Origin of the sequence: Acinetobacter sp. YH12045 (genome assembly GCF_013419925.1) — a bacterium.
In the GTDB taxonomy this organism is placed as follows: Bacteria; Pseudomonadota; Gammaproteobacteria; order Pseudomonadales; family Moraxellaceae; genus Acinetobacter; species Acinetobacter amyesii.
Map to the genome: position 1 here is coordinate 554,381 of NZ_VOZE01000001.1, position 20,333 is coordinate 574,713.

At 42.2% G+C, this 20,333-nt stretch carries 20 protein-coding genes; 2 read left to right on the forward strand and 18 right to left on the reverse strand.

Annotated features, from left to right (window positions below):
* Positions 1–40 precede the first annotated feature (40 nt).
* From FTU02_RS02810 to FTU02_RS02825, 4 genes are read right to left on the reverse strand one after another with little or no spacing between them, the layout of a single operon-like run.
* On the reverse strand, positions 41–1,504 hold the full coding sequence (locus tag FTU02_RS02810) for an ABC transporter substrate-binding protein (RefSeq protein WP_180073817.1): 1,464 nt from the start codon (positions 1,502–1,504) through the stop codon (positions 41–43).
* Between the two features lie 13 nt (positions 1,505–1,517).
* Positions 1,518–1,763, reverse strand: a complete 246-nt coding sequence (locus tag FTU02_RS02815; protein WP_180073818.1) for a ferredoxin family protein — start codon at positions 1,761–1,763, stop codon at positions 1,518–1,520.
* A 33-nt stretch (positions 1,764–1,796) separates the two neighbouring features.
* Positions 1,797–3,533 (reverse strand): fumarate reductase/succinate dehydrogenase flavoprotein subunit, encoded by a 1,737-nt coding sequence (locus FTU02_RS02820; protein WP_180155676.1) that lies wholly within the window; start codon positions 3,531–3,533, stop codon positions 1,797–1,799.
* A 19-nt stretch (positions 3,534–3,552) separates the two neighbouring features.
* On the reverse strand, positions 3,553–4,293 hold the full coding sequence (locus FTU02_RS02825) for a GntR family transcriptional regulator (protein ID WP_180155678.1): 741 nt from the start codon (positions 4,291–4,293) through the stop codon (positions 3,553–3,555).
* A 516-nt stretch (positions 4,294–4,809) separates the two neighbouring features.
* Here FTU02_RS02825 and FTU02_RS02830 point away from each other — a divergent pair.
* Positions 4,810–5,046, forward strand: a complete 237-nt coding sequence (locus FTU02_RS02830) for a VF530 family DNA-binding protein (protein WP_111884665.1) — start codon at positions 4,810–4,812, stop codon at positions 5,044–5,046.
* A 128-nt stretch (positions 5,047–5,174) separates the two neighbouring features.
* Positions 5,175–5,873 (forward strand): DUF1826 domain-containing protein, encoded by a 699-nt coding sequence (locus FTU02_RS02835; RefSeq protein ID WP_180155680.1) that lies wholly within the window; start codon positions 5,175–5,177, stop codon positions 5,871–5,873.
* Between the two features lie 67 nt (positions 5,874–5,940).
* Here the strand turns inward: FTU02_RS02835 and FTU02_RS02840 are convergent, their stop codons facing one another.
* The 14 genes from FTU02_RS02840 to nirD all read right to left on the reverse strand — a co-directional run bounded on the left by FTU02_RS02840 (position 5,941) and on the right by nirD (position 20,296).
* Positions 5,941–6,150 carry a hypothetical protein gene (locus FTU02_RS02840; RefSeq protein WP_180155682.1) on the reverse strand — a complete coding sequence of 70 codons (210 nt, stop codon included), beginning with the start codon at positions 6,148–6,150 and terminating at the stop codon, positions 5,941–5,943.
* A gap of 95 nt (positions 6,151–6,245) precedes the next feature.
* Positions 6,246–6,626, reverse strand: coding sequence for a cation efflux protein, CzcI-like (locus FTU02_RS02845; protein WP_218956144.1), 381 nt, complete (start codon positions 6,624–6,626; stop codon positions 6,246–6,248).
* Positions 6,627–6,824: 198 nt separating this feature from the next.
* Positions 6,825–8,228: an amino acid permease gene (locus tag FTU02_RS02850; protein ID WP_180155684.1), complete on the reverse strand. Its 1,404-nt coding sequence runs from the start codon at positions 8,226–8,228 to the stop codon at positions 6,825–6,827.
* A 213-nt stretch (positions 8,229–8,441) separates the two neighbouring features.
* Positions 8,442–9,080 (reverse strand): ATP-binding cassette domain-containing protein, encoded by a 639-nt coding sequence (locus tag FTU02_RS02855; protein ID WP_180155687.1) that lies wholly within the window; start codon positions 9,078–9,080, stop codon positions 8,442–8,444.
* The gene (modB, locus tag FTU02_RS02860; RefSeq protein ID WP_180155689.1) at positions 9,067–9,765 is read right to left on the reverse strand and encodes a molybdate ABC transporter permease subunit; all 699 of its coding nucleotides are present in this window, start codon (positions 9,763–9,765) and stop codon (positions 9,067–9,069) included. The genes FTU02_RS02855 and modB overlap by 14 nt, the downstream gene beginning before the upstream one ends.
* A gap of 3 nt (positions 9,766–9,768) precedes the next feature.
* Entirely contained in the window at positions 9,769–10,530 is a 762-nt protein-coding gene (gene modA, locus FTU02_RS02865; RefSeq protein WP_180155691.1) for a molybdate ABC transporter substrate-binding protein, read from the reverse strand.
* Between the two features lie 9 nt (positions 10,531–10,539).
* Entirely contained in the window at positions 10,540–11,790 is a 1,251-nt protein-coding gene (locus tag FTU02_RS02870; protein ID WP_180155693.1) for a molybdopterin molybdotransferase MoeA, read from the reverse strand.
* A complete protein-coding gene (gene moaCB, locus FTU02_RS02875; RefSeq protein WP_180023676.1) occupies positions 11,787–12,710 on the reverse strand; it encodes a bifunctional molybdenum cofactor biosynthesis protein MoaC/MoaB in 924 nt (307 codons plus the stop codon). The genes FTU02_RS02870 and moaCB overlap by 4 nt, the downstream gene beginning before the upstream one ends.
* A gap of 51 nt (positions 12,711–12,761) precedes the next feature.
* Positions 12,762–13,328: a molybdenum cofactor biosynthesis protein MoaE gene (locus tag FTU02_RS02880; RefSeq protein WP_180023675.1), complete on the reverse strand. Its 567-nt coding sequence runs from the start codon at positions 13,326–13,328 to the stop codon at positions 12,762–12,764.
* A gap of 2 nt (positions 13,329–13,330) precedes the next feature.
* Positions 13,331–13,582, reverse strand: a complete 252-nt coding sequence (locus FTU02_RS02885; RefSeq protein WP_180102092.1) for a MoaD/ThiS family protein — start codon at positions 13,580–13,582, stop codon at positions 13,331–13,333.
* Between the two features lie 2 nt (positions 13,583–13,584).
* Positions 13,585–14,622, reverse strand: a complete 1,038-nt coding sequence (moaA, locus tag FTU02_RS02890; RefSeq protein WP_180155696.1) for a GTP 3',8-cyclase MoaA — start codon at positions 14,620–14,622, stop codon at positions 13,585–13,587.
* A 356-nt stretch (positions 14,623–14,978) separates the two neighbouring features.
* Positions 14,979–15,602 (reverse strand): molybdenum cofactor guanylyltransferase, encoded by a 624-nt coding sequence (locus tag FTU02_RS02895; RefSeq protein ID WP_373684198.1) that lies wholly within the window; start codon positions 15,600–15,602, stop codon positions 14,979–14,981.
* On the reverse strand, positions 15,602–18,394 hold the full coding sequence (locus tag FTU02_RS02900; protein ID WP_180155699.1) for a nitrate reductase: 2,793 nt from the start codon (positions 18,392–18,394) through the stop codon (positions 15,602–15,604). The genes FTU02_RS02895 and FTU02_RS02900 overlap by 1 nt, the downstream gene beginning before the upstream one ends.
* Positions 18,395–18,685: 291 nt before the next feature.
* A complete protein-coding gene (gene nirD / locus FTU02_RS02905; RefSeq protein WP_180155701.1) occupies positions 18,686–20,296 on the reverse strand; it encodes a nitrite reductase small subunit NirD in 1,611 nt (536 codons plus the stop codon).
* Positions 20,297–20,333 lie beyond the last annotated feature (37 nt).

The following is a 20,333-nucleotide window of genomic DNA, read 5'->3' on the forward strand; positions in this document are numbered from 1 at the left end:
TCCTCATTGTTGGCGATTAGGCTAGACAATGTGATTGCCTTTATTTCACGAGTTGTTGAACGGCTTTAAAATCATAGACTTTACCGCTGTGGGTTTGCGCAAACTTAGTGGCATCATCTTTGAGTAAAAATGCCTGAATCTGTCCCGTTTGATTGGTTGCGAACCATGCTAAATTTGACAGCAGCTTGATATCACTTTGGAAATCTTGGCTATACACCACACGGGTTTGCTGACCAGCTTGCTGAATTTTCTTTAAATCTTGGAATGCATGTTCAGCCGTTTCATAACTACGCACTTGGTTTTCACCTTTGACCCAAATTTGCGTCACATGCTTAAAGGTTTGAATTGGCTCACCTGTTAAGGCATCCTTGGCAATCAAAGGTGATTTGCCATAATTGGCTAATGACTTGGCATAATCGAGCTTGGATGCTGAAAATGCATCTTTAATGTATTGCTCTGAAATAAATTGATTTACATCAATTTTTCCGTCATTTTTACCTAATATTTTTAAGGTATCGACTGCGGTTTGCGTCGCTTGGCGATATTCAGGTTTCCATGTTAAATCTCGGGTTTGTAAACCCAATGGCCCATGAAACAAATATACGACTTCGGCAGGAATACCGGTTTTATCAGCAATGAGCTGACTATATTTTTCAGGTTCTTTTTGTAGCAATTGATTTGCCTCGATGGTAGCTTGCAGATAGGCTTTAATCACTTCAGGGTGTTTTTCGGCATAGTCTTTAGCAACAATCGAACCATGAAAAGTCGGTACATTGGCCTGCGAGCCATCATAAATTTTTCGAGCAATACCTTGATATGCAAACAACTCACCAAAAGGCACAAAGTCTGCATGTGCGGCAATCTTATTGCTCTTTAATGCAGGACCTGCAACTTCAGGTGCTTGCGCGATAATTTTAATGTCTTTATCCAGCTCCCAACCTTGTTCTTTGGCAACTCGCAGCAATAAGCCGTGTGCAGTCGAAGCAAAAGGTACAGAAATCGTTTGCCCTTTCAGTTCTGCAATCGAATTCACTTGAGAGTCTGTCGGCACAACGATTGCGTTACCACTGCCCGTAGTACTCCCTGATAGAGGATTTAAAAATAGACTTTGTTTACCTGCCTTTTGAAAAGCCACCAAATTATTGACCGCAGGAAAATCTGCCATTGCGCCAATATCCAATCGGTCTGCCACCATTTCACTGGTTAATGGAGCACCTGAAGTAAAGTTTTTCCATTGAATGTCATATTTCACATTCTTATATTCACCATCTTTGGGCAAATATTTATCGAGTAAATTCAGTTCACGGATCAGTAAACCACCCGTTGCACAGTTAATGGTTGTATCTTGTGTACCAATGGCGATGCGAACTGTTTCAGCTTTTGCTGATGTGCTATTTGTATTGGTTTTATCAGTATTTTTACTGTCACAAGCGCTTAGCCCCCCTACAACGGCTAGACCGACGATGGTACTGATTAGCGCTTTTTGTGTTGTTAATTTACGCATGGATGAGTCTCTTTTATTTTAATAAATACGGGATATTGACGTGTATTGCATCGGTTGGGCAGTCCTTTTCACAAGGCATGCAGTACCAGCATTCATCAAATTGCATAAAGGCTTTATTGGTTTCAGGATCAATCGCCAACAAATCCATCGGACAAACATCTACACAGACCGTACAACCTTTATCAGCAATACATTTATCTTCATCAACCAAGACTGGAGCTACAGTTCGATGTGAAACTTCTTTAAATATCAGTGCCATTTTTATATTTCCGTATCTAGATTATTTTAAAATTTAGTCTGCAAGCGCCAATTGCTGTTTTTGGATACGCAGTTGGTCATATGAGTTTTGTTCTGCTTTTTCAATTGCGACCACATATGGTTCAATTGGCTTTTTGAAGCTCGTCATATTGCCCTGTGCATCTTTTTTCAAATGGGCATGACAGAACCAATCGTCATTATTTTTTTCTGGGAAATCGGCACGGTAGTGATACAGCCCCCAACGGCTTTCCGTACGATAGAGTGAAGCTCGAGCCGCCATTTCTGCGCAGTCTCGAATCACAGACACTTCGGCAGCACGCATGAGTTCATGTGGGTTTGAAGCAGAAATTTGAGCAATGTCCTGCTTAATTTCTTCAAAACGACGTAAACCAATTTCCATTTTTTGACGTGTTTTTGGCGGTTGTAAATAGTCATTTACAAAGCGACGTAACTTATATTCCACTTGGTCTGAAGGTAAGCCTTGTTTACGGCTTAATGGTGCAAAAATGCGTTCACGTTCAGCATCAATTTCAGCTTGATTGAGTTCTGACTCTGCAACATCTACGACGTAATTTGCAGAGTTTTCACCTGCAAACCAGCCATAAGTAAATGCACCCAACATATAGTTGTGTGGTACAGCCGCCATATCGCCTGCGCTATATAGACCTTTCACAGAAGTTTCTGCTTTTTCATTGACCCATACACCTGAAGCACTGTGACCACTACAGAAACCAATTTCAGAAATATGCATTTCCACCATGTCAGAACGATAATTGGTGCCACGCCCTTCATGAAAACGGCCACGGCTTGGTCGCTCATTCGTATGTAAAATTTCTTCAATAGTTTGAATGGTTTCTTCTGCTAAATGATCAACTTTTAAGAATACGGGGCCATTACCGCTTTCAAGTTCCTGGTAAAACTCCCACATCATCTGACCACTCCAATAGTCACATTCAATGAAACGCTCACCTTTACTGTTTGCGGTATAGCCACCTAGTGGTCCTGTCACATAGGCACAAGCAGGTCCGTTATAATCCTTAATCAGTGGGTTAATCTGAAAACATTCCAAATTGGCAAGTTCAGCACCTGCATGGTAAGCCATGGCATAGCCATCACCAGCATTGGTTGGATTTTCATAGGTTCCCATCAAATAACCTGAAGATGGCAAACCTAAACGTCCCGCAGCACCACAACATAAAATGGCAGCTTTGGTTTTAATGACATAAAAATCACCGCTACGACAGTCAAAACCAAGTACACCATTGATTGCACCTTGTTCGTTTTTAAGCAGTTTGGTGGTCACGATACGGTTATTAATTTTGACCTGCGCACGCTTCATTTGACGGTACAGGACTTTTTTAACATCATGTCCTTCAGGCATCGGCAACACATAAGCACCCATGTGATGAACTTTTTTTACAGCAAATTCACCTGTTTCATCTTTTTCAAATTTGATGCCCCATTGATCCAACTGTTGAATGGTTTTAAAACTATTTTGTGCATAGGCATAAATGGCCGTTTGATTGACCACACCATCATTGGCGATGGTAATTTCCTTGGTATATTGCTCAGGCGTGGCATAACCTGGAATCACCGCATTATTTAAACCGTCCATCCCCATTGAAATTGCACCACTGCGTTTTACATTGGCTTTTTCAATTAGTAAGACCTTTAAATCAGGATTGGCTTGTTTGGCTTTGATCGCAGCCATTGGCCCTGCGGTTCCACCGCCGATGACTACAATGTCATATTCTAAATGTTTGGTTTCCATGATATTTCCTTGATCCCGATTAACGAAAAATGCGTAATTGGTACTGGAAGCTTTCGCCTGAGAAGTACAAATATTCGTAGTCAATCGGATATTCATTAGCATCGTGTGTGAGTCGTTCCACACGTAAAATAGGTGTATGAATGTCCACTGAAAGTAGCTGTGCTAATTCATCATCTGCCTGTATGGCATCAATGTTTAAGTCGGCATAACCCAGTGGTATAGATAAGTCTTGTTCAATGGCGGTGAAAATATCGCTAACACGTAAATCCACCTGTTTGTTTTGAAGTTGTAAGCCAATTTCTGCAGGTAAATAAGTCAACTCATAAGACACAGGTTCGTTATTCAGCAAACGTACCCGTTTAATTTCAGCCACTTGACTACGCACAGCCAATTTCAATTTGGAGGCGACTTTGAGCGGTGCTTCAATGAATTCGATCGACAACACTTCATTTAAAATGTGATGCCCACTCGATGACATGGCTTCTGCGAAGCCTTGAAGCTGTGTGATGTTTTGATAGGCTTTCGGCTTACTGACAAAAGTACCTTTGCCATGCACTTTAAAAATCAACCCATCCTGTGAAAGCTTATGCAGCGCCTGACGAATGGTAATACGGCTCACAGAAAACAACTCTGAAAGCTCATTTTCCGATGGCAATTGACTCAATGCCGGGTATTCACCTGAGTGAATTTTTTGCTGTAACTGCCCTTTGACTTGTTCATACAAAGGCAACTGGCTCGTTTTGCTTGTTGGTTCCGACATCGCATTCAACTTGTTATAACAACTTGAGCAAACAATAATTAATTAGATCTAGAAATTGAAATATTAAGATTTGATTTATTTATGAAAAATAAAGCTGAATAAGCTCAGTAAGCTATTATTCTTAAAAAGAATTTATTTTTATGAAAAAAATATAAGATAGACAATCTAAATAATGGTTCATGAATTATTGATATTAAAACCCGTGATTAAAAATATATAATTCACTGATATATAAATATAAATATTGAAATTTATCTTATGAATCTGACTTTAGGTGAACATAATTTAAATAAGTTATCCAAGATTGCGCCCTAGATCCGCTGACACATTGGCGCAACTTCACTGGAGAGAATCGAGCTAAGGTTTTTTTCTTCAGTGAAGTATCCTAATTTCAAATAATTTTAACTTTTAAATAAACTGCAATTTCCTATGTTGAAAAGGTTTAATTTGAAACCCTCTCATTTTTCAACTCGCTCAGGTTATAATAATGGTCTCCCAAAATACGATTGATCTAATATGAGCACCTCCAATGACCCTTTACACGGCAAAAAACTTGCTGACATCTTGGATGAATTATTAGATTACTACGATGGTTTTGAAGGCTTAAGCCGTAAAATTGAAATTAGATGTTTTTGCATAGATCCAAGCGTTAAATCATCACTACGATTCTTACGTACTACACCTTGGGCACGTGAAAAAGTAGAAAGCTTATATTTGTATGTCTTACGCCAAAAAGCCAAACAGAAAGCATAACGATTAATACCTAAGCTCAAATAATCTTGTATAGCAGTTTGTGTTTTAAGATAAAATACAACTGCTGAATCCTTCTAGCTATTCCTTGCACGCAGTATTTTCGCCTCAGATTTAATTTGATCCCTATTATGAGCAATCCTTTTTCCCAGCATCCTCAAATTGGTGTAGTTACTACATTTTCTGAATTGATTCATCGTCATTTCGAAGGTCAAATGAATGCGCTCTGTTGGCAACGTAGCTTACAAGGCGATTTTAAAGAAATCGTAGAAAAACTCGAACTGATTGAAAATATTACTGAAGTTTCTATAGATGATCTGATGGAATTAAAGCTTTCAGCGCAAGGTCATTTAGCTAGAGAAATCATTTTAAATGACATGCAACAATTAACAGCATTTGGTGCATCACCCTCGCTGAATTTGCTTAAATGTTATGAACGCGATGATGAATTTGATTTCATCTCAACCGATGTTTATTCTTTCCATGTCGATCGATCACCCATCGCTACCGATACCTTTTTATGTACATATTATGGTGCTTCTAGTGATATTGTGCCAAATGATCAAGTCACACAAAAAATCTTAATTCCTCAAATACGAGAGCAACTCAAAGCTTTATACGATGGCCCTGACTCAGAGTTTGATGACTTTTTAAAGGAATATTTTTTTGATTTACATTATCAACTCAAAGACAATGCTGTGCCTGTAAATTTAGGCAATGGTCATCTATGGCGTTTAGCGGTGGATCATCCTACACAGCCAGTTTTACCTTGTGTGCACCGCGCACCTGTTGAAAATGCAGGTGAATATCGGCTTATGCTGATTTGCTGATTTGCTGATTTGCTGATTTGCTGATTTTAAATATTGATAAATCCTGAGTCCATACGATCCATTCTGTCTAATGAATGAACCGTAATTGAGATCGAGCTGAATTAAGGCAGCGGTAAAGCACTGGCAGTAGCCAAATATCTGTTTGGGCTTGGTCGTTTTGTACTTTGGCAAATGCAGATTCAAAACTACTGACATTTTCGGCAAACGTACTTTGTAAGGCCGTCGAAATACCGACAGCTAAGCCTAGACGTATAAACGCCGTAAAATATAACGACATGATTTTTCCCACTCATTTATTAATAAAAGTGGCGGGAATTTTTTAGGCTACCCCGCCATTAGCGGGGCATAAACAGGAGGAGGTGTTTGCAGTAATCAATCAGGGGCTTGATAAAGATTCTTCCAAACAAATTTTGGCGAATATTCAAAGGCCTGATGTGCAATAAAAAGAATCGATTGTTGATTTTGCACAATCAAATGCGTCATAGACGGCAAATGGTCTTGATGATCTTCACCGAGTTGCAGATCACTTGCGGTATTTTTGACTGGTTTATTACTTGATTCAGATGCTTGATGCAACGAATGCTGTGGATTGGTTTCACTGCTGACGCATAAGGTATTTTGATGATGACCAAAATGATAGCTTTGAACAACTTGGGTTTGCTCTTCATGCACACAGAAAGCGGCTGCCACGTTCCAAAGGCTTTGGAACATGAACAATCCGACTAAGACTGTTATCCATGTCGCAGAACGCATATTGTATCAATCAAGAAAATTTGAATGATGATAAAGCTTGGAGTCGGTCGAAGGTCAAGTGAATCTTTGAATTTGTCTTAAAAATGGATTGCCATAGAGATATAATGTAACGCATTCGCTTTAATCCCCTGACACGGCACATTCTAAAGACAATCCATTGGTTCATGATTACGATTTTTATCAGCGATACCTTTATTTTTAATTCAGTTCTGAATCATTCTTCAACTTAGCTTTTCTTGTCACAACTAAGCCGCAGAGCACCACCAATGTCGTAACACCTAAAGATAATGAAGTTTCATAACTGTAGGCTGGAGATAAAAACATGTAGATCAGCACACTTAAGATCACCAAAATGACTGCCCATGTCAGCCATGGAAATAGCCACATTTTAAACACAACCTCAGTTCCATTTTTTTCGATTTGTGTTCTCAATTTAAGCTGTGAAAATGCAATCACTAAATAAACCAATAAGGCAATTGAACCTGTTGTAGACAGTAAAAATCCAAATACTTGGCCTGGAAATAAATAATTGACTGCACAGCAAATTAAGCCCACTACAGACGATGCCAATACTGCAATTGCAGGCACACCAGAGGCATTAATGGATGTGACCCATTGAGGTGCTTCTTTGCGTGTCCCCAATGAAAATAGCATCCTTGATGAACTATAAAGTGCGGCATTCATACAACTTGCAACCGCAATAAAGACCACACTATCAATAATCAATTTTGATTGAGGGACATTTAAACTGACCAAGACATATTGGAAGGTGCCTAATTGTTGTAATTGCGGTGAACGCCAATCGACCAATGCAACCGTTATAAAAATTGAAACCACAAAAAATAAGATGACCCGATACAACACTAAATTGGTTGCGCGTTTAATTTTTTGCTCAGGATCTTTTGATTCTGCTGCAGCGATCGATAAGATTTCAACACCAAAGAATGAAAATGCTGAAATCAATATTGCTGAAAGTACACCACCCAGGCCATTTGGCATAAATCCATCATTTTTAAACAGATTTTCTACACCACTTACATTAGGTGCTAAGGGCCAAAACCCCAATATGGCGGTGAGTCCAATGGCGATAAAAATTACAATAGCCAAGACTTTTATCAGAGAAAACCAAAATTCAAACTCACCAAAACTCCGAGTACTAAAAAAGTTCGCTAAACTGAGAAGCACAATAAAGAATGTCGCAAATACAGCACTTGATATTGAAGGAAACCATGCATGCAGAATTTCTGCACCAGCGATTGCTTCAATTGGAATAACTAAAACCCAAAACCACCAATATAACCATCCGATGGTAAAGCCCGCCCAAGGCCCAATGGCTTTTCTTGCATAGGTTGAAAATGAGCCGGTGTCAGGTTGAGCTACAGCCATTTCTCCCAACATGCGCATGATTAAAAAAACCAAAATACTGGTAGTAATATAAGCAAGAACGGCGGCAGGCCCTGCTTTTGCAATCGCAGCAGATGATCCAACAAACAGTCCAGCACCAATTACACCGCCGATACTGATCATTGTAATATGCCGATTAGATAGCCCTGCACCCAGTTTTGCAGTTGAATTATGTGTGGCTAAGCTATCATCATGCATCGATTAGATTCCCTGTCTGCACGGTCAGTCGTACAAATCATTATTTCCAAGATCATTAGGAATAAAAAAGGGAAAACGCTGTGTTCTCCCTTGTTTTGTAACAATTTAATCTAGAAAATGAGTTTTTCATAGTTCTAATCAAAACTTTAAGATGCAGCTTAATACCATTTTTTTATCTAATTCACTGTTATTACTTATATAATTTATATTTATTTAAAAACTTATTTGACCATTTTCTAGATACAAAATATGGGCTTTTAAATAATCTAACTCATCGCCATGATGCGTAACATATATCATCGGCAGCGCCAACTGTTCTTTCACCGTGTTTAAAAATGGCAATATTTGATCTTTCAGCCTGCGGTCCAGTCCTGTCAGCGGTTCATCTAACAGCAGTAAGTCAGGCTGTGACAGCAATGCGCGTCCTATGGAAACGCGCTGCGCCTCACCGCCAGAAAGTTCATGCGCCCGCCGTTTGAGCAGTGGCTGTAACTCAAGCAGATTAGTCACTTGCTCAAATTTAAATTTCGCATTTTCCTGAGCGCCTAAGTTCTCCGCATATTGCAGATTTTGCTGCACATTCATATGCGGAAAAAGCCATGCTTTTTGAAAAATCAGCGCAATACAGCGTTGATGCATCGGCACGTTAATCTTCTGCGCCGTATCGAACACATCACGCTGATTCAGCGATATATAACCTTGCTGCGGCTGCAGCAAACCAACCAAATTTTTCAGCAGCGTAGACTTGCCGCTGCCTGATGGCCCCATAATGCCAAGCAGCTGTTCTCGCATCTGCAGCCGAGCCTGCAATTGAAAATCTGCATATTGAAACTGAAAATCACACTGAAGCATGGCCGGCTCCGAGTTTTCGCTGATAGCGCTGTAAAATATAATAATTGGCAATCAATGCACCAAAAGCCGCCAGCAATGAAAGGATCACTAAACGCATTGCAGATTCTTCGCCATTGGGCTGCTGTATCAGCGAATAAATAGCGATAGGAATGGTTCGGGTTTCATCTGGAATATTACCCACAAAGGTAATGGTTGCGCCAAACTCACCTAGACTTCGGCTAAATCCTAAAATACTGCCAATTAAAATCCCCGGTAAAGCCAGCGGCAGGCTAATTGATGCAAATACCCGTAACGGATGCGCGCCTAGTGAGCCTGCAACCTGCTCCAGCTGCTGATTAATCATTTGAAAAGACAAACGGATCGGCTGCACAATCAGCGGAAATGACACAATCATGGATGCTAAAACGGCGCCTTTCCAATTAAAAGCCAGTTGAATGCCCCATTCATTGAGCAGCTTGCCGATCCAGCCATTTGAACCAAACAGCATCAATAGCAGATAACCTAAAACCACCGGCGGCAGCACCATCGGCATTTGTAACAGCGCTTCGACTAAAAATTTCAAATGAAACTCATAGCGCGCCAGCACCCAAGCCAGCCCAATAGCAAATGGCAAGCAAAATACAGTGGCGCAAACGGCAACCTTAGCCGACAGAAACAAGGCGCTCCACTCTTCTGGGCTGAGCATGCTTTAGCCTTTCACACCAAAGCCATAATGCTTAAAAAGCATTTTGCTTTGCGCATGGTCTTTAAGATAACGGTAAAACTTCACGGCCTCAGGTTTAGCTGCGCCTTGATGTGTTAAAGCCAATGGATAAATGATCGGTTGATGAGTATGATTTGGAAAAATCCCGGTTATTTTAACTTTAGAACTGATCAGCGCATCGGTACGGTAAACAATCCCCGCTTGGCACTCACCGCGTTCAACAAAAGCCAAAGCCGATCGTACATCATCTGTCCCGACAATCCTTCCATTCAAACTTGATAGCCAGCCCAACTTGGTTAGGCTTTGTTTGGCATATTTTCCAGCAGGTACAGACTCCATCTGCCCTGTACATAAGTGACCTTTGAATGCCTTGGCAAAATTAAACTGCGGCACGGCTTTAAATTGGATATTCACCGCTTTAGGCGTAATCAGCACCAAATCATTGCTTAGCATGTTGAATACTTGCTTTGCAGGTATTTTCTGTTTTTGCACCAAATAATTCATCCAGTCCACATCTGCTGAAAAATACAAATCACTTGGCGCACCGGCTTCAATCTGTTTGGCTAAAGCAGATGACGCGCCAAATACCGGTACAATTTTGATGTCTGGATTCTGTGCCTGATATTGCTTTGCAATATCGCTGATAGCATTACTTAAACTGGCTGCAGCATAAATTTTGACTGTTTCCGCCTGAGATGCGCCAGCAATGAAGCTCAGTCCTACTGCTAAAATAAATTTGAATCGCATAGCAAACTCCTAATGCTGAATAAATACGCCTTGAAGAATTTGTCCTGCTTGCACAGACTGCCCTGCAGGAATCCGAACAATGCAATTGGCTTGCATTAAATTGCTCAACATATGCGACTGCTGTTTAGACAGGCTGGTTAGTTGAAGCTTGCCTTCCTTATCAAAGTGCGCCGACATTCTTAAAAACCGCTCACGTGCATCTGCTTTTAGGTCATGTGTCATGACTGCGCTGAACCAGTCCAGCGCAGGTGTTTGACCTTGTAGGGCTTTCAATAATCTATCTGTATAAATTTGCATGCCGACATAGACTGCAGCGGGGTTGCCCGGCAGTCCGAGTAAATAACAGGAACTGCTGTCAGGACGTCGATATTGTGCAAATAGTATCGGTTTGCCGGGTTTTTGTTTCACTTTCCAGAAAATTTGCTGAAAACCGATATCCAAGGCTGCCGGCCGAACAAAATCATAATCACCGACAGATACGCCGCCAGTCGTTAAAATTAAATCAAAGCTGTCTTTTAAACGGTTGAATAAATCTAAAACCGCCTGTTTTTCATCTGCAATATGAATCACTTCAACTTGGACGTGCTGCGACTGAAACCATACTAAAATCAGCGGCGCATTGGCATCAAATATTTTACCAGCACGGTAATCTTCTATATTTTGCGCAACTTCATCACCTGTAATTACGACCGCAATTTTCGGATAGGCAAAAACTTCGCAGTGTGAAATACCAGCCATACTGAGCGCTGCAATTGATCCAACCGTCAGCTTTTGACCACGCGCTGCTAAACATTGTCCAAATGAAATTTCCTCACCTGCATCTCGAATATCTGCATGCGGGCTTAAGGCTGCAGTCAGTTCAATCTGCTGTCTATCCGCCTTTACAATTTCTTGCCGCGCTACAGTTGCCGTGCCTTCAGGTATCGGCGCGCCGGTAAATATGCGGACAGCTTGCCCTGCTTTTAAGCTTATTTCAGCCGTTTGCCCTGCGCGGATTTCTCCAATCAGCTTAAATTGCGCGCCGGGTTTAATTTCACCCGCTGCGCAAATGGCATAGCCATCCACTGCGCTTTGCGCAAATAAAGGCAGCTGAATTGGTGAATGCACATCTGCCGCCAAATAACGGCCTAAAGCGTGCTGAAGCGCCAAAGTTTCATGCGCTAAACTTTGCGTATGTGTCTGAATCAGCGTAAGCGCTTCGTCCACTGAAATCAGTCCAGCCTCGGCCCCGCAGCCTGCGTGCAATACGGCTTGGTTCATTGGTAGCCTCCTGCATGCGGAATATTCTTCTGCACATCAAATAGATGCACCAAGGCAGGTAAAATGGCAATCAATGATTCTTTTGCGCCTTGTCTGCTGCCCGGCAGTGTAATGACTAAACTGTCATCAATATAGCCGGCAACACCGCGGCTGAGGGCCGCATAAGGGGTGCGTTTCTGCCCAAAACTGCGGGATGCTTCCATCAGCCCTGGAATTTCCCGTTTTAACAGCGGCTGAATGGTTTCAACGGTTAAATCTTTCTGGCCTAGACCTGTACCGCCCACGGTCAAAATCAGCGGATATTGCGTCTTATGCTGTTCAATAAGAGCCAAAAGCTGTTCAGGACTGTCCGGTATCACTTGATAGCTGATGTTGCTGAAGTTTGCTTCTTCTAAAATTTCGAGGACATTTTGCCCTGCAGTATCTGATTTTTTACCGGCAGCAACCGTATCTGAAAGCACAATAATCGACGCCGATAAGCTTTCTTTCAATACACGGGTAAAATGTGATTTACCGCCTTTTTTCTTTTGCAGTTTCACCTGATCTAGGCATAAATCTTCAGGCTCACAGTGCGGTTTCAGCATGTCATACAGCGTTAAACCGGCAAGACTGACCGCAGTTAATGCTTCCATTTCCACACCCGTTGGGCCAATGGTTTCGACCACAGCACTGATTTCGACATGCGCCTCAAATAATTCATATTCAACATCTGCACGGTAGATCGGCAGCGGATGACACAGCGGAATGAGTTCATCCGTGCGTTTTGCGCCCAATATACCTGCAATCCGTGCGGTTTTCAGCGCATCGCCTTTTTCTGTATTGCCATTACGCAGCAGTTCAATGCAATGTGGCGGCGCATGCAGAATTCCAGTTGCAATGGCTGTACGGTAACTTTCCGCTTTCATGCCCACATTTTTCATTGCTTTGTCCTTATCTTATTCATTTGCGTCTGCAGTATTAAATTTGGAGTTTTATAGGTGCCATTGGTAAATATTGGCGTTCAAATGCATGGTCTGATGGCTGTTTTGATGTGCATGTTCACATGACTCGCCATGAATATGAGCATGCTGCGCTGCATGACTTGTCGCCTTGGGCACATGATCTTTACGAATACAGCAGCCCTCTACATATTGGCTGCTGCCGTCCATATAAAACTCTTCTTTCCAGACCGGAACTTCATGCTTAACCCGCTCAACCGCTTCTTCGCAGGCAGCAAAAGCCTCACGTCGGTGCGGCGCATAGGCCATGGCGATAATGGCGGTATCACCGACCTGCAGCGCGCCAATACGGTGTACAACCCGTACATATGACACGCCGTATTTGGCTTGAATTTCCTGTTCAATTTGCCGGATCATTTTTTCAGCCACAGGCGCATAAGCGGTATATTTCAAAGCTTTTACCGCTTTGCCTTCATGGTGATTACGCACCGCGCCTATAAATACACCTATACCGCCGCATTCAGGAAATGCCTTAATGCTGTCAAAATCGGCTTGGCTGAATACCGTGTCTTGTATGCGTGAAATATGCTTGAGCTCCATATTCAGCCTCCCGCCACAGGTGACAACAGCACAACGGTACTGTCCTGCATCAATGCGGTTTGCCTTGGCACAATGTCTTCTCCCATAGCGCAGGCGCAGCGTTCAAGCATGTCGAATGACTGCGGAAATTGATCTGCGACCTGCAGCAAAACCTCTGCAATCGACTGCTGTGCGAAGCAAGTCAGACTCAAATTCTCTGGCAGCAGGCGTTCAATAGCGCCAAAAGATTCTATTTTGATGGTGATCTGACTCATCATTAGCCTCCAATCATATGCATGCTGATTTTTCTAGATGGACTGGATTGAGCTGTTATGGCATGAAAGCCTTGCTCCTTCTGCCAAATATAACTGCCTAATTTTTGCTGCAAAGCCATTGCATCGAGCGGCATTAACTCTGTTGTTTTACTGCTTTTCAGCTGCTGAATTTCATGGCTGAGATTTAAACCTTTTCGGGCAAACAGGCAGTTAAAAAACTCGCCTTGCGCATTGAGTCTTAGACGGTCGCAGCTGCCGCAAAAAGAATTGCTGATGGTTGAAATAATGCCTATAGGCAAGCCGTTGATTAAGTATGATCTGGCTGGTGACGCGCCTTGACCTTGCAGTGTTTGCACTTCAAAAGCAGTCTTTAGTTTATCCAGTATGTCTTGTTCAGTAACGACCGCAGCTTTAGACCAGTTTTGATCACCATCCAACGGCATAAACTCGATAAACCGCAGTTCGAAACCTTTTTGCAGCGCCCATGCTGTTAATGGAATGATTTGCTGTTCATTTAGACCTTTGATTAACACGGAATTAATTTTGATTTCAAAGCCCGCTTGCTGAGCTGCTTCAATCCCCTCTAATACAGGCTGTAATTGTTTTTGTGTCAGCTGGAAAAATTGCGCTTCATCCAAACTGTCTAAGCTGATATTTATGCCGTCTAGTCCTGCTTGTTTTAGGGCGTGTGCATATTGCTTCAGGTAATGCGCATTGGTGGTCATGGAAATACGTTTAAGGCCTAGCTTTCTCAACTGCTGCAGCTGTTGAATAAAATGCACAACGCCTTGACGCATGAGAGGTTCGCCGCCCGTGATCCGGATCTGATCAATCCCGCGCAGCACCATAAATTCACAAAAATTGTAAAGGGATTCAAAACTGAGAAGATTATGCTTTTTCATCCATTCAGGATGCTCAGGCATGCAATAGACACATTTAAAATTACAGCGGTCTGTCACTGAAATGCGCAACTTGCGTTTTTCACGGCCAAACTGATCTTTAAAAATGGTCACTGGCTGTAATTGTGTCATGCTGTTCATGTTTTTCTTCCATGACGCTGTCATTTGCCCTGTCTTAGCTCAGTACAAATTTTGCGCCCTCTTTTCTTGCAGTAAAAATTGCAAAAAGTGTTCCAACTTTGCGCTTTTTTAAATAATTATTTTAAGCACTTTAGGTTTGATATTTTAATAAACAATATCAAATATTTACGTTTTATAGACCATAATATTAAACACAAATTGACGTTAAGGCGCTGATCTATAGGATATAAGCAGGCAGCTTTATTACTGAATAACGCGGTTGAAGTCTATCAATTGGACGTCATGCCTCTTCATTGGCTCAAAACTGCACCTGAACATCATCCATTCACATAAAAGCGCACAGCAAATTAAAACTTTTAAAGGAAATTCAGCTGACGGTGCTGCTGCAGCTCATCCAAAGAATTTATACTGTGAAAAAAGAGTGCATTATTTTGAAAACGTGCAACTTGCATGTGCATTTTACTAAAACACCCCTTCAAATTGCGCTGTTTTTGATCAAGATGCACCTGCAGCATTGTGAGACTGCTTCGTTTCAGCAAACAAAATGGATACAGCGCTTTGCCATTAATTTCCACTACAGCTACTTCACACAAGGGATCCCGCTGCATGGCCTGATGCAATCTCGAAAGCACTTTCTTCGGGATATAGGTCACATCGCACGGGACAAACAAAACATAATCAGACTCAACATGTGACCACGCGCTTTTCATCCCCATCAATGGCCCTAAAAATCCGGCTTCATCATCTTGATAAAAGCGGATCGAGGGAATGAGCCGTTTATAAATCGAATGATCGCGATGGCTGTTGATCCAGACATTTTCAGCTCGTGATTTCAACTGCTGATGGATCTTAATCAGCTGAATTTCATTATCAAATTTTTGCAGCACTTTATTCATGCCGTTCATTCTGCGGGCCTGACCGCCCGCCAAAATAACCAAGTCTGTTTCTGGATAGCCTACTGATTTGGTGATTTTCTTCATCATTCTGCGTACTCCGTCTGACAGGCTTTAATCAAACCCCGTATTTCTGCTAAGCACGAACCGCAATTACCACCGGCTTTTAAACATGCTGTGACTTGTTTTTCATGGCTAATATTCTTTTCTTTAATGGTTTCGATAATGGTATTTTTGCCTACTTTAAAGCAGCTGCACACCAGCGGACCTGCACTGTTGGTCATATTCATTGGCTGACCTGCCAGCAGCGCTTTGCGGTGCATTGCGCTCAGCCGTTCACGCTTAAACATGCCTGCAATCCAATCACGATCAGGCAGCAATGCTCTAGGCGCAATATACAAGCTTGCAATCAGATGACCGTCTTGCAGAACCACAGAATGGCTTAAATGTGCCGTTTGATCCTCTAAATTCAGCCATTCAAATGATTCGTCAGTAAATGGCAGCAAGTTTTTCAGCTGCTGCGCTGTAGTGCTGAATTTTTGACGGTTTGCAAGTTCATAGCGAGTAGCTTTTGCTGTGGTGACTTTAGTCCACCAAATCGTATTTTGAATGGTAGATTGCACAATGTGTTCAAAGCCCTGACGCACGTACAGCACGCCTTGCCACTGTGTATAAAACGGCTGCACAAATACAGGTGTGTGTTTAAACTCAGGTTCGCCTGAAAGCGCATCAACCACAGGGTTAACCACTTTACCAATTCTCGCATCGGACGCTACCTGATCATTCCAATGAATTGGCGCAAAAACTTGTCCACGGCGCATATTGCTGCTGACTTGTGCACGTAAGATGCACAGTCCCCAATTGGATTTAACTTCAACCAATTCGCCATCTTTGACACCAAACTTCAAGGCATCTTGCGGATGAATTTCACAATACGGCTCTGCACGATGCGTACTTAAGTTTGCCGACAAACCTGTACGGCTCATAGTATGCCATTGGTCACGAATACGGCCTGTGTTTAAAATTAAAGGATATTCGCCACAGACCTGATGCACAGGGTTAATTGCGGCTGTCGCCACAAATTTAGCTTTGGCATCCGCATGGCTGAATTGGCCTTGGGCAAACAAACGGCTAACAGCATCATCGGCTTGATCAGCTTGCCATACAGGCCATTGGGTTGGCGCAAATTGGTTATAATCTTCTAAACTTAATTCAGTTAGGCCTTGAAGATTAAAATAACGAAAATGCTCTGCCGAAGCTCTTTGCGCTAAGGGTACATTTTTATACGCAGATAATTTTGCATGTTCTATAAATATCTCATGACTATTTTTAAAGTCAAAACCTGAAAACCCCATTTTTTTCGCAATTTGCGCTATCGCCCACCAGTCTGCTTTAGCTTCACCCGGAGCATCTAAAAATGCAGTTTGACGTGAAATACGGCGTTCAGAGTTGGTAACGGTTCCGTCTTTTTCACCCCAGCCTAAAGCTGGTAAAATCACATCTGCATATACCGTTGTGTCAGTGTCCTTGCAGATATCTGACACCACTACAAACTCACATTGTTCAAGTGCACGTTTGACTTGATCCGCATCTGGCAAGCTCACAACAGGATTAGTAGCCATAATCCAGATGACTTTTATTTTGCCGCTTTCAACCGCCTGAAACAGATCAACCGCTTTTAATCCCGCTTTATTGGCAATAAATGGACTTTGCCAAAACTCTTGTACTAATGCCTGATGCGCTCTGTTATCGAGGTCTAAATGTGCCGCCAGCATATTGGCTAAGCCACCAACTTCACGGCCACCCATCGCGTTCGGCTGTCCTGTCATGGAAAATGGCGCTGCGCCTAATTTGCCAATTTTTCCAGTCAGCAAATGACAATTGATAATGCTATTGGCTTTGTCCACACCACGTGAAGACTGATTGACGCCCATAGAAAATAGGCTCATGACCTTTTCTGTTTTGGCAAATTTTTCAAAGAAAATATTTAATTTTTCTAATGAAATACCTGTGCGTTCTGCAACAGCTTCAATAGATGCTTCTGATTCACTTTGTTGCAAAGCCTGAGCTAAACCTTGTGTATGACTCGCTATAAATTCAAGATCGCTATAATTATTTTTAACTAAGTACTGAAGTAAGCCGTTAAACAATGCAACGTCTTGGCCAGGTAAAATTGGCAAGTGCAAATCTGCAGCTTCACATGTACTGGTAAAGCGCGGATCAATGACCACCACGAACAAATCACGTTCTTCTTTGGCTTTCATTATGCGCTGATACAGCACTGGATGGCACCAAGCAGTATTAGAACCCACCAAAACAACCATGTCAGTGTGTTCAAAGTCTTCATAGCTTGCTGGCACAAGATCTTCACCAAATGCACGCTTATGTGCCGCCACAGCCGATGACATGCAAAGCCGTGAATTGGTGTCAATATTTGCAGTACCTAAATAGCCTTTGACAAATTTGTTAACGGCATAGTAATCCTCCGTCAGCAGTTGGCCCGACACATAAAAAGCGATGCTTTCACGTCCGTAAAGATCTATACATTGCTGAAATTTTTCGGCAATCAGTGCTGTTGCTGTGTTCCAATCTGTAGCCTGACGAGTATGAAATGGTGATGTTTGACGCCCAAGCATCGGCTGTAAAACACGTGTTTCTAATCCAATCGTATCGGCTAAGTTACTGCCTTTAATGCACAGCTTGCCATAGTTTGATGGATGGTTCGCATCGCCAGTCACGCTCACTTTTTGCCCTAAAGCTGTCTGTTCAACTGTTGCGCTCACGCCGCAGCCGACACCGCAATATGGACAAGTGGTTTGCGTTGTTTTAATTTTATTTTCTGTGGAGCTATGCAGTTCCACTATCGGGATGCTATTCACTTCTGCTGGCTCCTTTTCCAAACTTTTTTAAACACTTAACACGCTCAAATCGGTGTCTTTTCATTCACGTTTATATTTAAAGATTAACCTTCGGTTCGACCTACTTTTCTTTCGGGAAAAGTAGGCAAAACCATTGTCATCAGCTGAAATCGTCCACTACCGGCTTCTATCAGATGTATTGCAAATACATGACTATTCATCTGCAATCCTGCCTTAAACAACAGCGGATGACGTTATCGCGTATCCAATGACGATTTAAATCTTGTATCTTTTTTTATCAGGGCGATTCCGTTACCCTGCTTTCTTTAATGCAAAATCCTTACCAAACAGCAATTTGTTTCGGATGCTTGAAATTGGAGTTTGATCTGAAATCAATTCTGCATACCATGCACCATCTTCAGTATCGCCAAACAGCACAGCACCAATTACCCTATCCTTTTGAATAATAATGCGTTTATAGATTTGACGCTTTTCATCATTCAAAATAATGTCTTCAAAATCATCCAACGGTTCAAAGTTGCCTGCAGAAAAAACATCACAGCCGCTGACTTTTAACTGCGTCGGAACCGTAGGCGCTTTGAAGGTTAAGCTGCCATGTTCGGCCAAATGCGATGCACAAATGAATGCCTGTCCCCAAAGCGGTTCAACTAAACCGAAAGTTTGGCTTCGGTGTTCAATACATTCACCCACCGCATAAATACTCGGATCAAAAGTTTGCATGGTGTCATTCACCATGACACCGCGGCCGCAGCGCAGTCCTGCACTTTGCGCAAGCTCAATATTCGGACGAATACCCACCGCAAAAACCACAAGATCTGCATCTAAAACAGTACCGTCTTGCAAACGCAGCTGCTTCACATGACCATCTTCACCCATCAACTCTTGGGTATTTGCTGCGGTCATGATTTTTATACCTTTTTGTTCAATCGCATGATTGAGCATTGAGCTGGCTTTTTCATCTAACTGACGGTCCATAATACGATCCATCAAATGCAGTACTGTGACATTCATGCCACGCTGTTTCAGGCCATACGCAGCCTCTAGGCCAAGTAAACCGCCGCCAATCACCACTGCATTTTGCTTAGATTTACAGTAATCCAGCATGCGGTTTACATCATAAATATCACGGAAGCTGAGAACACCTTTTAAGTCAGTTCCCGGTATAGGCGGAATAAATGGCTTAGAACCTGTCGCTAAAATCAGACGGTCATAATCGATGACCAAGCCTTTTTCTGTGTATACCTGCTTGCGCGGACGGTCTATGCGTACCGCCGCATCACCTGCTACAAAACGGATATTTTTGTCTTTATACCAAGCATGTGAATGCAGCATGATATCTTCAATGGTTTTATCACCTGAAAGTACAGGTGAAAGCATAATTCGGTTGTAATTACCCCAAGGTTCTTCACCAATGACCGTAATTTCATAACGCTCTGGCGCCATATCCAGCAGATCTTCTAAGCAACGCATACCTGCTAAGCCATTGCCGACCAAAACAAGTTTCATCAACTCAGACGATGGCGCGTTATTGGTAATATAGGTTTTTTGAGCAGTTGGACTAATCAGCACACGGCCATTTTCAATTTTGCTTGGAAAAACCAAGAGTTTTTGGTCTTTATCTTCTAAGCAGCGTCCAGTAGCAAGGCTGAAATGCTGTTTATAAATGGGTGATGCCACAACACGCTCACCCTGCAAGTCACCAATAATACCGCGGGATATAACATAGGCTTGACTAAACGGATCTTGATTGCTCAGTGCATAAACCCGCTTTTCTTCACCGACACGGAATATCGCAATTTGCTGATTTTCAATCAGTGCGCCCACACCTGTATTTGGCGTAATATCTTCTAATGCACAAACATCAAACCAGTCTAAATCATTCATTTCTTTTAAAATTGTCATATTCTTCATCCTTTTTTAAACTTCTTTTAGTTCACCA